The sequence below is a fragment of the Aeribacillus sp. FSL M8-0254 genome, assembly GCF_038008845.1.
GTDB lineage: Bacteria > Bacillota > Bacilli > Bacillales > Aeribacillaceae > Aeribacillus > Aeribacillus composti.
Map to the genome: position 1 here is coordinate 77,685 of NZ_JBBOZY010000001.1, position 14,816 is coordinate 92,500.

Below are 14,816 nucleotides of genomic sequence, written 5' to 3' on the forward strand. Positions count from 1 at the left end.
GCTTGTTTAAAGCGGCAGTGCTTTTCCCCCTTCTCATGCTTCCGCGAGTACCCCGCCTATTTCAAAAAATGTCCGATCTGAACAGCTTCCCTTTTAGGAAAATAACAGTAAAATGCAAAAGGCTTTGTCTTTGCAGAAGGCAGGCAAATAATGATAGGATAAAGATAACTAGAGAAATATTGGATGTGACGGTCTTTGATTCAAAATGTATGTGCGTTTATTGAAAAACATCAATTGCTCCAAAAAAATAGTACGGTCATAGTAGGTGTGTCCGGCGGCCCGGATTCACTGGCACTTCTACATTTTTTAAATACATTTAAAGATCAATATGGCATCACTGTTATAGCAGCACATGTTGATCATATGTTCCGAGGCATAGAATCACAAAAAGAGATGGAATTTGTCATCAATTTTTGCCGGGAATTAAACATACCTTGTTACGCTAAGCAAATCAATGCGGCCCGTTATGCTGAGAAACACCGGTTGAATGCCCAGCAGGCTGCTAGAGAATGCCGCTACCAATTTTTCTTAGAGTTGATGGATCAGCTTCAGGCGGATGCTTTGGCTCTAGCTCATCATGGAGATGACCAAATTGAAACGATTTTAATGAATCTTGTTCGCGGAACAATAGGGAAGGGACTAGCGGGAATTCCTGTCATACGGCCTTTCGGCAGAGGGAGAATCATACGCCCCTTTTTAGCCGCAACAAAGGAAGAAATTTTAAAGTATTGTGAAGAATTTCAGCTGGCGCCCCGATTTGATCCAAGCAATGAAAAAGATACGTATACACGGAACAGGTTTCGCAAATATGTTTTGCCGTTTTTGAAAAAGGAGAACAAAAGGCTGCATGAACATTTTCAATATTTCAGTGAGGTCTTTTTGGATGATGAGCGATTTTTGGAGGAATTAACGAAGGAAAAATTAAATAAAGTAGTGATAAGAAAAACGAATTCTTCCGTTACTATTCATAAACAAGAATATAAAAAGCTTCCTGATCCGATCAAAAGGAGAGCGGTTTATCAAATATTGAATGATCTGATAAAAAGCGGCTCCTTCTCGGCTGTTCATATTGAAAATGTAAACGAATTTTTGATGAAAGCGCACCCTTCGGGGATGCTTCATTTGCCTATGGGGCTCAAAGTCATAAAATCTTATGATGAATGCACCTTTACGTTTCAATCGCCAAATAGTGAATCTTTCTGCTACACGGTACCGGTACCGGGAAAAAAACATTTGCCGAACGGAAAAATATTTTTTACTGAAACCTTTTTTGGGATTCCTTCGTATAAAGGTGATGACGTTTTCTATCTTCCAAAAAAATGGTACGTTCCGCCTTTAATTATTCGGAGCAGAAAAAAAGGAGACAAAATGACAATTAAAGGCATGAACGGTACGAAAAAGGTAAAAGATATTTTTATTGATAAAAAAATACCGAGGGAAGAGCGCAACCTTCTCCCAATCGTTGAAAATGGCAACGGCCAAATCATATGGATTCCGCTTGTAAAAAAATCAAATTTAGAGGAAATTAGCATTACCAATGAATCTTATATTGTATTACAATATAAAGAGCAGTGATCTCATCAGGAGGAAAGAAAATGATCGAGGATATTGAAAAAGTCTTAATTTCAGAAGAAGAAATCAAAGAAAAAGTGAAAGAATTAGGGGCGATATTAACGGAGGAATATAAAAATAAGTTTCCCCTCGCTATCGGGGTTTTAAAAGGCGCTATGCCGTTTATGGCGGATTTAATAAAGCATATTAATACATATTTGGAAATTGATTTTATGGACGTTTCCAGTTATGGAAACAAAACCGTTTCATCGGGTGAGGTGAAAATAATTAAGGATTTAGACACTTCCGTCGAAGGCCGGGATCTTTTAATCATTGAAGATATAATCGATAGCGGATTGACATTAAGCTATTTAGTCGATCTTTTCCGGTACCGGAAAGCAGCATCTGTTAAAATTGTAACCCTTTTGGACAAACCGAGCGGACGAAAGGCAAATATTAAGGCAGATTATGTATGTTTTGAAGTTCCGGATGCGTTCGTTGTCGGTTATGGTCTGGACTATGCGGAAAAATACCGCAACCTTCCGTTTATAGGGATATTAAAGCCTGAAGTTTATCAAAATAAATAATGATCGTTGAAAAGATAGCGTATCAGTTGTGCTGGGATGATTTTCTATGATACTATTGAATATAGTTTGTTTCATTGTGGGAGGAGGTAAGGAATGAATCGGATTTTCCGAAACACCGTATTTTATTTGCTGATTTTTTTAGTGGTTATCGGCGTTGTGAATTTTTTTCAAGGCGGTAACCAAAAAACTGAACAAATGACATATAGTACCTTCATCTCCAATTTGGAAAACGGAGATGTTGAAAATATAACGTTAAAACCAGTAAGAGGAGTATATGAAGTCAGAGGACAGCTGAAGGGATATGAAGAAAATCAATACTTTATCACCTATTTATCAGGCGATGACGCATTAAACCTCATCAATACGGCTGCTTCAAAAAATCAAACGGAAGTTAAATGGTCCCCAGCAGATGATACAAACGGATGGGTGCAATTTTTCACATCCCTCATCCCATTTATTATAATCTTTATTTTGTTCTTCTTTGTGCTCAATCAGGCTCAAGGCGGCGGAAGCCGAGTTATGAACTTCGGGAAGAGCAAGGCAAAGCTGTATAACGACGACAAGAAAAAAGTAAAATTTAAAGATGTTGCAGGAGCCGATGAGGAAAAGGCTGAACTAGTGGAAGTTGTTGAATTTTTAAAGGATCCCCGCAAGTTTTCTGAACTTGGAGCGCGCATACCGAAAGGAGTCCTTTTAGTAGGCCCTCCGGGAACTGGTAAAACATTGCTGGCCCGCGCGGTGGCTGGAGAAGCAGGTGTGCCGTTTTTCTCCATAAGCGGATCTGATTTTGTTGAGATGTTTGTCGGTGTAGGTGCTTCTCGTGTTCGTGATTTGTTTGAAACGGCTAAGAAAAATGCCCCGTGTATCATTTTTATTGATGAAATTGATGCTGTTGGACGCCAAAGAGGAGCAGGTTTAGGCGGCGGTCACGATGAACGTGAACAAACGTTAAATCAGCTTCTCGTTGAGATGGATGGATTTAGTTCCAACGAAGGAATCATTATTATTGCGGCGACAAACCGTCCGGATATTTTAGACCCAGCCCTTCTCCGCCCTGGTCGATTTGACCGTCAAATTACGGTTGATCGTCCGGATGTGAACGGGCGCGAAGCAGTGCTCAAAGTGCATGCACGCAATAAACCGTTGGATGAATCGGTGAATTTGCGGAACATTGCGATGAGAACGCCGGGCTTTTCTGGAGCTGACTTGGAAAACCTATTGAATGAGGCTGCTCTCGTTGCTGCTCGCCAAAATAAAAAGAAAATCGATATGGCGGATATAGACGAGGCAACCGATCGTGTAATTGCAGGACCTGCGAAAAAAAGCAGGGTTATTTCGGAAAAGGAGCGCCGTATTGTTGCCTATCATGAAGGCGGACATACCGTTATCGGTCTCGTTTTAGATGAGGCGGAAATGGTGCATAAAGTAACGATTGTTCCTCGGGGTCAAGCTGGAGGATATGCTGTCATGCTGCCGAAAGAAGACCGCTATTTCATGACAAAACCTGAGCTCCTTGATAAAATAACTGGACTGCTTGGCGGTCGGGTTGCAGAGGAAATTGTATTCGGTGAGGTTAGCACCGGTGCCCATAACGACTTCCAGCGTGCGACGAATATTGCGCGCAGAATGGTTACAGAATTTGGAATGTCAGAAAAATTGGGTCCATTGCAATTTGGAAACTCTCAAGGCCAAGTCTTTTTAGGGCGTGACATCCAAAGTGAGCAAAATTATAGTGATGCGATTGCTTATGAAATCGACTTAGAAATTCAGCGCATCATTAAAGAATGTTATGAAAAAGCAAAACGAATTTTGACAGAAAATCGCGATAAACTTGAACTAATTGCAAAAACGTTATTAGAAGTGGAAACACTTGATGCAGAACAAATTAAGCATCTGGTGGAACACGGTTCATTGCCTGATAAGTCTGAACAAAAAGCAGCTTCAGAAAATGTGAAAAAAGATGAAAGCAATCAAAAAGATGAAGCTGTAAAAGTCAATATTCAGACAAAGAAAGATGAGTCTCCCTCTATCAAGCCGGAGCTTAAAGAAGAATAAGTAATAAAGCCGTCAACTGTTTAAAGTTGACGGTTTTCTATTGCTCACGTACTCCATAACAGCCTGCTGCGATCAATATGTGATATGATGATGAGGGAATGTTTGAACGAAGGGAAAAGGTGATGGACATGATTTTAGCTTTAGATGTTGGGAACACAAATACGGTGATTGGAGTATACGAAAAAGAACAATTGCTTTACAATTGGCGAATTGAAACCAATCGACATAAAACAGAAGATGAATACGGAATGATGTTTAAATCATTGTTTGAATACGTAGGATTAAAATTTTCGGACATAACGGGAATTATTATTTCTTCTGTCGTTCCACCGATTATGTATGCCATGGAAAAAATGTGCGAGAAATATTTTCATGTAGATCCGCTTATTGTCGGCCCAGGAATTAAAACAGGCCTTAATATAAAGTATGATAATCCGCGTGAAGTTGGGGCGGACAGGATCGTCAATGCAGTTGCCGGTGTTCATTTATATGGCTGTCCGCTTATTATTGTTGACTTCGGTACAGCAACAACTTATTGCTACATTAATGAAAAAGGACAATATGAAGGCGGTGCCATTGCACCAGGGATTAACATTTCCACCGAAGCTTTATACTCAAAAGCCGCGAAGCTTCCTAGAATCGAAATCGCCAAACCTGACCATATTATTGGGAAAAATACAGTAGCCGCCATGCAATCAGGAATTTTATTCGGCTATGTTGGTCAAGTAGAAGGAATTGTCAGAAGGATGAAAGCGCAAGCTAAAAAGGAACCGAGAGTTATTGCTACAGGCGGTCTAGCCGGGCTAATCGCCAATGAGTCTGACATGATCGAAATCGTTGATCCATTGTTAACATTAACAGGCTTGCGGTTAATTTACGAACGAAATCTCGGAAGGGAGTAGGAAACAAATGAACGATTATTTAGTCAAATCTTTAGCCTATGGCGGAGGAGTGCGAGCATATGCAGTGAAGACGACTGATACAGTGAGTGAAGCTCAACGCCGCCACCAAACATGGCCGACAGCCACCGCTGCTCTTGGAAGAGCAATGACAGCCGGCGTGATGATGAGTTCAATGCTAAAGGGTGATGAGAAGCTAACGATAAAAATAGAAGGCGGAGGTCCAATAGGAGCCATTGTCATTGACAGTAATTCAAAAGGTCAAGTGAGAGGTTATGTATCTAATCCAAAGACCCATTTTGAATTAAATAAACACGGCAAACTGGATGTAGCCCGCGCAGTCGGGAAAAACGGTACATTGTCGATTGTTAAGGATTTAGGATTAAGGGAGCATTTTTCCGGTAAAGTCCCTATTATTTCCGGCGAGCTGGGAGAAGATTTTGCCTATTATTTAGTGACGTCAGAGCAAGTCCCGTCTTCAGTAGGAGTGGGAGTTTTAGTCAACCCTGATAACTCTGTTCTGGCTGCTGGCGGATTTATTATTCAGCTCATGCCGGGAACTGAAGAATCAATCATTACGGAAATTGAGACGCGGTTACAAACAATAGAGCCGATCTCTAAGCAAATTCAAAAAGGGCTGACTCCTGAGGAAATATTGGAAGGTGTCCTGGGCGAAGGGAATATGAAAGTGATCGATCGAATGCCTGTCAGCTTCCACTGCAGCTGTTCTAAAGATAGGTTTGCAAATGCCATTATTAGCCTGGGAGAAGAGGAAATTCAACAAATCATCGATGAGGATGAAAAAGCTGAAGCTCAATGCCATTTCTGTAATGAGGTGTATGTGTTTTCAAAAGAAGAGTTGCAGGAATTAAAAGAAGCGGCATCTAGAAAATAGATTATGGCAGGGAGCTGGAGGAATGAGTAAAAAAGCGCTTTTGGTCATAATTTTCAGTCTTGTATTAACGAACTGCGTGACGATTGCCTTTTTGGTAAGTGCTTATACAAGAGAAGCGCAAAAAGAGAAAAATGATGAAATTGTTGCCAAAATCGGCAATAGCCGCATTACGAGGCAGGAATGGTTAAATGAACTGGAAAAACGATTTGGGAAAACAACACTTGAGGAAATGATCAATATTCAAGTTGTGGACGAGCTTGCAAAAAAGAATCATATTGATGTAGATGAAAAAACAGTTGAACGTGAAATACAAATGTATAAAATATCGTCTCAATCATACGGCGATAGCGTGTTTAACGACAAAGAACTGAGAAAACAAATTCGCTATAGTATTTTATTAGAAGAGCTTTTAACGAAAGATGTCAACATTAGTGAGAATGAATTGAAGAAATTTTATGAAGAAAATAAACATCAATATATTATGAATGACACGTATCATCTTTCCCATATCGTGGTTGATTCAAAAAAAGAAGTCCAACAAATTATAAATGAATTAAAAGGCGGATCAAGCTTTGAAGGGATTGCAGCTGAACGGTCCAAGGATCAGTTGACAGCGAAGGAAGGCGGAGACCTCGGTTATGTTTCCGAAAGTTCCAGCGATGTACCGCCGGAATATATTGAACAAGCTAAAACAATGAAGGTCAATGAGTGGTCGGACCCAATACCGCTGGAAAGAGGATATGCGATTATATTTTTGCATGAGAAAATAAAAGGAGAACAGCTGGAGTTTGACGAAGTAAAGGATCAGATTCGCAGGCAAATCGCTTTGGAACAGATGGAAGGAAATGTATCAGCAAAGCAGCTGTGGGATGACATCGGCGTAACATGGTTTTATGAAAAATGAAGAAAAAGATTGACAATTCATAAATTTATTGGTATATTATTTTCAATAAAACCAATATAATTACTTGGAAATAGAGGTGTATAAGATGGCAGTTGTTGCAAACTCCATATTAGATCTAATTGGAAAGACCCCCGTTGTAAAATTAGGAAAAATTGTAGAAGAGGACAGCGCAGACGTTTATTTAAAGCTTGAATTTTTCAACCCCGGATCAAGTGTAAAAGACCGTATTGCATTAGCAATGATTGAAGCGGCAGAAAAAGAAGGCAAACTAAAACCTGGAGACACAATTATCGAACCGACAAGCGGAAACACAGGGATCGGTTTAGCAATGGTGGCAGCTGCAAAAGGTTTACATGCTATTTTAGTTATGCCAGAAACAATGAGTTTAGAGCGCCGCAATTTATTGCGTGCATATGGAGCAGAGCTTGTTTTAACTCCTGGTCCAGAAGGCATGAAAGGGGCTATTAAAAAAGCAGAGGAGCTTGCGGAAAAACACGGCTATTTCATGCCGCAGCAATTTAAAAACAAAGCAAATGTGGAAATTCACCGTTTAACAACTGGTCCGGAAATCGTTGAGCAAATGGGCGATCAATTGGATGCATTTGTCGCCGGAATCGGTACTGGAGGTACGATTACTGGTGCAGGTCAAGTATTAAGAGAAAAATATCCGAACATAAAAATTTATGCTGTTGAGCCGGCTGATTCACCTGTATTATCGGGCGGAAAACCGGGTCCGCATAAAATTCAAGGTATTGGAGCTGGATTTGTTCCGGATATTTTAAATACAGAGATTTATGATGAAGTCATCACTGTTACAACTGAACAAGCTTTTGAAGCCGCTAGAAAAGCTGCGAGAGAAGAAGGAGTATTAGGTGGAATTTCCTCAGGTGCTGCCATTTTCTCCGCATTGAAAGTGGCGAAAGAGCTAGGAAAAGGCAAAAAGGTACTAGCAGTCATCCCAAGTAATGGAGAAAGATATTTAAGTACTCCATTATATAAGTTTGACGAAGAATAATAGAATGAATAATAGTTTAAAGGCTGTCGACGAACTTTGTCGGCAGCCTTTTGGATTTTTAGTGAAGGGGAAAAATAATACTGTTGATGCCAAGCTCTCCTTCTTGTTGTAAAATAAGTTTATGGGTGAAGGAGAGTGAACGATGGAATCTGTGAGAAAACTGCTGGCAGTCCAAATACCTTTTGAAAAAGAACAATTTTTCAATCGCTTTGAAACGCTGGCAAAACAACAACAACATTACGCTCTTCTCGAAAGCGGAAGAGGCGGCCGCTACAGCATAGCTGGTTTAAACCCTTTTGCCGTCATACAAGGAAAAAACGGGGCAATTACGATCTATAGCGAAAACAAAAAAGAAGTAAAAGAAGGAAATCCGCTCTTGCTCTTTGAAGGATGGATGAAACAGTTTAAATGTGAAAGCGATCCTTCCCTTCCCGACTTTCAAGGAGGCGCTATCGGCTTTATTAGCTATGATGCAGTTCGTTATTTCGAAAAATTACCCAATATAGCTGTGGACGATTTACACGTACCCGACATTTATTTTATCGTTTTTCAAGATATCGCCGTTTTTGATCATACTGAAAAAACACTTTGGCTGATAACGTATCATAAACATGGGGAAAAAGATGCTGCACAAAAGCGGCTGGAAGAAATGAAAGCTTTATGGTGTAAGCAAAGTGAGGAAACGATTTTCAGCTATACGAATTCAGCTGATCTCAGCTATGAGCCGATAATGTTTATGGAACAGCCGTTTAAAAAAGCTGTTGAAAGAGTAAAGGATTATATTGCAAGCGGTGATGTATTTCAAGTCAACTTATCCGTCAGACAAGCAAAACCGCTTTCGACGCATCCGTTTGAAATTTATAAAGCATTACGGAAAATTAACCCATCCCCATATATGGCCTATATTCATACTCCTGAGTTTCAAATTGCCAGTGGATCTCCAGAGCTGCTCATAAAAAAGAGGGGAAATGTACTGAATACCCGTCCGATTGCTGGAACGAGATCAAGAGGAAGAAGCGATGAAGAAGACCGCCAGCTTTCTGAGGAATTAATCACCAATGAAAAAGAACGTGCAGAACATATCATGCTTGTAGATTTAGAACGAAATGATCTAGGGCGGGTATGTAAATATGGCAGTGTTGAAGTTAACGAACTGATGGCTATTGAGAAATATTCACATGTCATTCATATCGTGTCAAATGTTCGCGGCGAGCTGCAAGAAGGAAAAGGATTTTACGACATTATGCGTGCTGTATTTCCGGGCGGCACAATCACGGGAGCGCCGAAGGTTCGAACAATGGAAATAATTGAAGAGCTGGAGCCGACTAGAAGAGGGTTATATACTGGTTCGATCGGCTGGCTCGGCTTTAATGGAGATTTAGAATTTAATATTGTAATACGGACGCTGCTGGCTAAAAACGGTTGGGGTTATGTGCAAGCAGGTGCTGGAATCGTCATTGATTCTGTTGCAGAATATGAATATAAAGAGTGTTTGAAAAAAGCAAAAGCGTTATGGAAAGCAAAAGATTTGAGCGAAGATGAGAATAAGTTAGTTAGAGGTGAGAAGAGATGATTTTAATGATTGATAACTATGATTCTTTTACGTACAATTTAGTCCAATACCTTGGTGAGCTCGGCGAAGAGCTTGTTGTCAGACGAAATGATGAAATTACGATTGAGGAAATTGAACGGCTCAATCCAGCCTATTTGATGATTTCTCCCGGTCCGTGTACGCCGAATGAGGCGGGGATCAGCATGGAGGCAATTAAGCATTTCGCAGGGAAAATTCCGATTTTTGGCGTATGCTTAGGTCATCAATCAATAGCTCAAGTGTTCGGTGGGGATGTTGTTCGCGCAGACAAATTAATGCACGGCAAAACATCGCAAATTTATCATGACGGAAAAACTATTTTCGACGGCTTAGACAACCCGTTCACCGCTACAAGGTATCACTCTTTAATTGTCAAAAAAGAAACGCTTCCGGATTGTTTTGAAATTTCAGCGTGGACGAATGACGGAGAGATTATGGGAATTCGCCATAAATCTTTGCCGGTTGAAGGCGTTCAGTTTCATCCGGAATCAATTATGACTGAACATGGAAAACTGATGTTAAAGCATTTCCTTTCCTATTATCGTACGGAAGAAAAGAGTGTATAAAAGTGTACTTATATGTAAATGGTGAATATAAAAAGCAGAATGAGCTGCATATTTCTCCGTTCGATCATGGATTTTTATACGGAATCGGCGCTTTTGAAACATTAAGGACTTATAACGGTCATCCATTTTTACTGTATGATCATATCGATCGCTTAAATGCAGCGGTTCGCGAGCTTGGCATAGATTTTTCTCTTTCTTACTCGGAAGCAGAACAAATTATTAGAAGACTGCTTGAATTAAATCATTTAAATAATGCATATATCCGGATAAATGTTTCAGCGGGTGTAGAGGAGCTGGGGTTGTCGGCGGCTCCTTATAAAAATCCGGTGTTAATCTTTTTTATAAAAGAGTTAAATTTGCCGGAAAGATTGACAAAACAGGGGGTCATTCTTTCGGTTCGGCGAAACACGCCGGAAGGATCATTTCGCATAAAATCGCACCATTTTTTAAATAATGTGCTGGCAAAGAGAGAAATTGGAGATAATCCGAAAACGGAAGGTATATTTTTAACACATTCAGGATATGTCGCAGAAGGGATTGTTTCCAACATTTTTTGGGTAAAAAACAACACCGTCTATACACCGGCTGTCAGCACAGGAATATTAAACGGAATTACTAGACAGTTTGTGTTAACCATCCTTGAAAAACATCGCATTCCTTATGAAGAAGGATTGTATCCATTGGATCATCTGTTATCTGCACAAGAAGTTTTTATCACAAATTCCTTGCAGGAGATTGTCCCAATTACACATATTGGTCAGACTGCATTTGCAGGTGAACAGGGAATTTTGACCAATCGATTAATTACCATTTATAAGAAGGTGCGGCAGCATATTTTGACAAGATCTGAATTCGAAGTGGGTGATGAACAATGGGGGTAATAGAGAAAGAAAAAATATTACAGTGCGGACCGTATCAATTACACTACGAAGATAAAACCCAAGTAATGGGAATATTAAACGTTACGCCTGATTCTTTTTCGGACGGCGGAAAATTTAACGATATCGAGAAAGCTTTAAAGCATGCAAAAGAAATGGTGGAAAATGGCGCCGATATCATTGATGTCGGGGGTGAATCAACCCGTCCGGGCCATGAACCCGTTTCAGAAGAGGAGGAGCTGGCCAGAGTCCTTCCAGTCATTGAAAAATTATCAAAAGAAATTCATGTTCCTATTTCCATTGATACGTACAAAGCGAATGTGGCAAAAAAAGCGGTGGAAGCTGGAGCAACCATCATCAATGATGTTTGGGGGGCGAAAAAAGAGCCGGACATCGCTCGCGTGGCAGCAGAATATAACGTACCAATCATTCTAATGCACAATCGAGAAAAAGAAGGGTATAATGATCTGATTAAAGACATGATTTCCGATTTAATGGAAAGTGTCGAGATCGCCAAAAAAGCAGGCGTTCGGGACGAACAAATCATCCTTGATCCAGGAATCGGTTTTGCCAAAACTTTTGAAGATAATCTCCACGTCATGCGTCATCTAGAGGAATTTACAAACCTTGGTTTCCCTGTTTTGCTGGGTACGTCGAGAAAAAGATTTATCGGACGAGTTCTCGATCTACCGGTAGAGGAGCGTATGGAAGGCACAGCGGCTACCGTATGCTTAGGAGTGCAAAAGGGCTGCCAATTCGTTCGGGTTCATGACGTTAAACCGATTGCGCGGATGGTGAAAATGATGGATGCGATGCTCGGAAAGGGGCGCGATCACGATTGATAAGATCTATGTAACGGGAATGGAGTTTTGGGGCTATCATGGCGTTTATCCTGAAGAGAATAAACTTGGACAACGATTTCGAGTTGATGTTATTTTAGAGACGGATCTAAAGCAAGCAGGAAAAACGGATGAACTAGACGATACAGTGAATTATGCGAAAGTGTACACGGTTTGCAAGGAAATTGTGGAGGGTAAGCCCTATAAGCTTATTGAAGCCGTTGCAGAAAATTTGGCATCTGAACTGTTAAAAGAGTTTTCGACTGTTTTGTATTGCACAGTAAAAGTGGTAAAGCCGGATCCGCCAATCCCGGGTCATTACAAGTCTGTAGCAGTAGAAATCAAAAGGGGAAGAACATGAAAAACTATGCATATATTTCTTTAGGGTCGAATATCGGCGATCGGGAATATTATTTGGAAGAAAGCATCAATCAATTGAACAGGCATCCAGATGTTGAGGTTATCAAGATGTCTTCTATTTATGAAACCGATCCGGTTGGTTATATTGACCAAGAGTTGTTTTTGAACATGGTCATTAAAATCGCGACGAATTTCACGCCGTTTGAGCTGCTGGCATTTACGCAAAAAATCGAATATGATTTAGGAAGATCAAGGGAAGTTAAATGGGGGCCTAGAACGATAGACCTTGACATTTTATTATATAATAACGAAAATATTGAAACAGAACAGCTTACCATACCTCATCCGAGAATGTTTGAACGATCTTTCGTATTGATTCCTTTGTTTGAAATTGATCGAGATGTACAATGGCCTAATCAGCATCGTTCTTTACTGGTTTTAATAGATCAATTAAAAGATAAAAAAGGAGTGCGAATATGGAAGCAGAAAAATGGGGAAGAAGGATTCGCGCTTTTAGAAAGCTAAAAGGCTATACACAAGAAAGCCTTGCAAAAGACTTAGGCGTTTCTGTATCGGTTCTTGGTGAAGTTGAAAGGGGCAACAGACTTCCCAGCAAGGAATTAGTAGAAATTATTGCTGCTAAGCTGAATGTAAGCATGAACGAGCTGATGCCTGAGGATACTGAAAAATAAAGGAGGCAGGTGAAATTGTTTAAAATAGGAGATATTCAATTGAAAAACCGTGTTGTGCTTGCTCCGATGGCCGGCGTATGCAATTCGGCTTTTCGGCTGACGGTCAAAGAATTTGGAGCGGGTTTAGTTTGTGCTGAAATGGTCAGCGATAAAGCCATTTTATATAAAAATGCGAAAACAATGGACATGCTCTATATTGATGAACGGGAAAAACCATTAAGCTTGCAAATTTTTGGCGGTGAAAAAGAAACATTAGTGGAAGCGGCAAAATTTGTCGATAACAATACAACAGCAGATATTATCGATATTAACATGGGCTGTCCTGTACCGAAAATTACGAAATGTGATGCCGGAGCAAAATGGCTTCTTGATCCCAATAAAATTTATGATATGGTTGCCGCTGTTGTGGATGCAGTGAAAAAACCGGTAACTGTCAAAATGCGCATGGGTTGGGATGAAGAACATATTTATGCGGTGGAAAATGCCCAAGCCGTTGAGCGGGCAGGGGGCAAGGCTGTTGCATTGCATGGACGGACCCGTGTTCAAATGTATGAGGGAGAAGCCAACTGGGACATTATTAGAGAAGTTAAGCAGGCTGTGAATATTCCGGTGATTGGCAACGGGGATGTCAAAACCCCTCAAGATGCAAAGAGAATGCTGGACGAGACGGGTGCAGACGGGGTTATGATCGGCCGTGCTGCATTAGGCAACCCATGGATGATTTACCGCACTGTTAAATATTTAGAAACAGGAGAATTAATTGATGAGCCGACAGTTCGGGAAAAGATTGATGTATGCAAACTGCATTTAGAACGTTTAATCAATTTAAAAGGTGAGCACATCGCTGTTAGAGAGATGCGTAAACATGCCGCTTGGTATTTAAAAGGTATTCGAGGCAATGCAAAAGTGAGAAATGCTATTAATAACTGTGAAACAAAAGAAGAACTGGTCTCCCTTCTTGAACGTTTTGCAAGTGAAGTGGAAGAGAAAGAGCGTCAATCCGCATAAAGACAATCTGCTTTCTCTTATACTTTGACGGCTGCCAGTAATCTGGCAGTTTTCTATGTTAAATTTTAAGATTATTGGAGTGGATACGTATGAGCAAAGAAGGTTTGCATAACCAAGAAGAGTTGAATGATCAATTGCAGGTTCGCAGGGAAAAGCTTCATGCATTAAAAGATAAAGGAATCGACCCTTTCGGAAAAAAATTTGAACGCTCGCATCAGGCGATTGAACTAAAAGAGCAGTACGGCGAGTTTACAAAGGAAGAACTTGAGGAAAAAAATATTTTTGTTTCTATAGCTGGCAGAATTATGACAAAACGCGGAAAAGGGAAAGCAGGTTTCGCCCATATCCAAGATTTGTCGGGTCAAATTCAAATTTATGTTCGGAAGGACAGCGTCGGCGAGGATCAGTATGAAATTTTTGACATGGCTGACTTAGGTGATCTTGTTGGTGTGAAGGGAACGGTTTTTAAAACAAAAGTAGGCGAGCTCTCGGTAAAAGCAACGGAATTTGTGCTGCTCACGAAAGCTTTGCGCCCTCTTCCTGATAAATACCATGGCCTTAAAGATATTGAACAGCGCTACCGCCAGCGCTATTTAGATCTTATTATGAACCCTGACAGCAAAAACACATTTATAACAAGAAGCAAAATCATCCAATCCATGCGCCGTTATTTAGACAGTCACGGGTATTTGGAAGTAGAAACACCAATGATGCACTCCATTGCTGGAGGAGCGGCAGCACGACCGTTTATCACTCATCATAATGCTTTGGATATGCCTTTGTACATGAGAATTGCGATTGAGCTTCATTTGAAAAGGCTGATTGTCGGCGGTTTAGAAAAAGTTTATGAAATCGGCCGCGTTTTCCGCAACGAAGGCGTTTCAACAAGACATAATCCCGAGTTTACCATGCTTGAACTGTACGAGGCGTATGCAGATTTCCATGATATTATGGAATTGACAGAAAACATGATTGC

Annotated in this window: 16 protein-coding genes (1 of these 16 only partly in view); all 16 read left to right on the plus strand. The window is 40.5% G+C overall.

The window, feature by feature from the left end:
• Positions 1–198: 198 nt before the first annotated feature.
• The gene (gene tilS / locus NSQ44_RS00375) at positions 199–1,575 is read left to right on the plus strand and encodes a tRNA lysidine(34) synthetase TilS (RefSeq protein WP_340858059.1); all 1,377 of its coding nucleotides are present in this window, start codon (positions 199–201) and stop codon (positions 1,573–1,575) included.
• A 20-nt stretch (positions 1,576–1,595) separates the two neighbouring features.
• Positions 1,596–2,138 carry a hypoxanthine phosphoribosyltransferase gene (gene hpt, locus NSQ44_RS00380; RefSeq protein ID WP_340854404.1) on the plus strand — a complete coding sequence of 181 codons (543 nt, stop codon included), beginning with the start codon at positions 1,596–1,598 and terminating at the stop codon, positions 2,136–2,138.
• A gap of 93 nt (positions 2,139–2,231) precedes the next feature.
• Positions 2,232–4,193, plus strand: coding sequence for an ATP-dependent zinc metalloprotease FtsH (ftsH, locus tag NSQ44_RS00385; protein ID WP_340854406.1), 1,962 nt, complete (start codon positions 2,232–2,234; stop codon positions 4,191–4,193).
• Between the two features lie 128 nt (positions 4,194–4,321).
• Positions 4,322–5,095 carry a type III pantothenate kinase gene (locus NSQ44_RS00390; protein WP_094246404.1) on the plus strand — a complete coding sequence of 258 codons (774 nt, stop codon included), beginning with the start codon at positions 4,322–4,324 and terminating at the stop codon, positions 5,093–5,095.
• A gap of 7 nt (positions 5,096–5,102) precedes the next feature.
• Positions 5,103–5,987, plus strand: coding sequence for an Hsp33 family molecular chaperone HslO (gene hslO, locus NSQ44_RS00395; RefSeq protein WP_063387561.1), 885 nt, complete (start codon positions 5,103–5,105; stop codon positions 5,985–5,987).
• Between the two features lie 22 nt (positions 5,988–6,009).
• Positions 6,010–6,891: a peptidyl-prolyl cis-trans isomerase gene (locus NSQ44_RS00400; RefSeq protein ID WP_340854408.1), complete on the plus strand. Its 882-nt coding sequence runs from the start codon at positions 6,010–6,012 to the stop codon at positions 6,889–6,891.
• Positions 6,892–6,976: 85 nt separating this feature from the next.
• Entirely contained in the window at positions 6,977–7,906 is a 930-nt protein-coding gene (gene cysK / locus NSQ44_RS00405) for a cysteine synthase A (protein ID WP_340854410.1), read from the plus strand.
• Positions 7,907–8,048: 142 nt separating this feature from the next.
• Complete coding sequence (pabB, locus tag NSQ44_RS00410; RefSeq protein WP_340854412.1) at positions 8,049–9,479, plus strand: aminodeoxychorismate synthase component I; 1,431 nt, start codon at positions 8,049–8,051, stop codon at positions 9,477–9,479.
• Positions 9,476–10,063 (plus strand): aminodeoxychorismate/anthranilate synthase component II, encoded by a 588-nt coding sequence (gene pabA, locus NSQ44_RS00415; protein WP_340854414.1) that lies wholly within the window; start codon positions 9,476–9,478, stop codon positions 10,061–10,063. The genes pabB and pabA overlap by 4 nt, the downstream gene beginning before the upstream one ends.
• A 2-nt stretch (positions 10,064–10,065) precedes the next feature.
• The gene (gene pabC / locus NSQ44_RS00420) at positions 10,066–10,944 is read left to right on the plus strand and encodes an aminodeoxychorismate lyase (RefSeq protein ID WP_340854417.1); all 879 of its coding nucleotides are present in this window, start codon (positions 10,066–10,068) and stop codon (positions 10,942–10,944) included.
• On the plus strand, positions 10,935–11,783 hold the full coding sequence (gene folP, locus NSQ44_RS00425) for a dihydropteroate synthase (RefSeq protein WP_340789336.1): 849 nt from the start codon (positions 10,935–10,937) through the stop codon (positions 11,781–11,783). Before pabC ends, folP begins: the two co-directional genes overlap by 10 nt.
• Positions 11,779–12,141 (plus strand): dihydroneopterin aldolase, encoded by a 363-nt coding sequence (gene folB, locus NSQ44_RS00430; RefSeq protein ID WP_063387603.1) that lies wholly within the window; start codon positions 11,779–11,781, stop codon positions 12,139–12,141. The genes folP and folB overlap by 5 nt, the downstream gene beginning before the upstream one ends.
• Positions 12,138–12,665: a 2-amino-4-hydroxy-6-hydroxymethyldihydropteridine diphosphokinase gene (gene folK / locus NSQ44_RS00435; RefSeq protein WP_339193773.1), complete on the plus strand. Its 528-nt coding sequence runs from the start codon at positions 12,138–12,140 to the stop codon at positions 12,663–12,665. The genes folB and folK overlap by 4 nt, the downstream gene beginning before the upstream one ends.
• Entirely contained in the window at positions 12,617–12,832 is a 216-nt protein-coding gene (locus NSQ44_RS00440) for a helix-turn-helix domain-containing protein (RefSeq protein ID WP_340854420.1), read from the plus strand. The genes folK and NSQ44_RS00440 overlap by 49 nt, the downstream gene beginning before the upstream one ends.
• 15 nt (positions 12,833–12,847) lie before the next feature.
• Positions 12,848–13,840, plus strand: coding sequence for a tRNA dihydrouridine synthase DusB (gene dusB, locus NSQ44_RS00445; protein ID WP_094244853.1), 993 nt, complete (start codon positions 12,848–12,850; stop codon positions 13,838–13,840).
• 89 nt (positions 13,841–13,929) lie between these two features.
• Positions 13,930–14,816, plus strand: partial view of a lysine--tRNA ligase gene (gene lysS, locus NSQ44_RS00450; protein ID WP_340854422.1) — the 5' portion only. It continues 616 nt past the right edge of the window; 887 of the gene's 1,503 nt are visible here — the first part of the coding sequence; its start codon is at positions 13,930–13,932; its stop codon lies beyond the right edge, outside the window.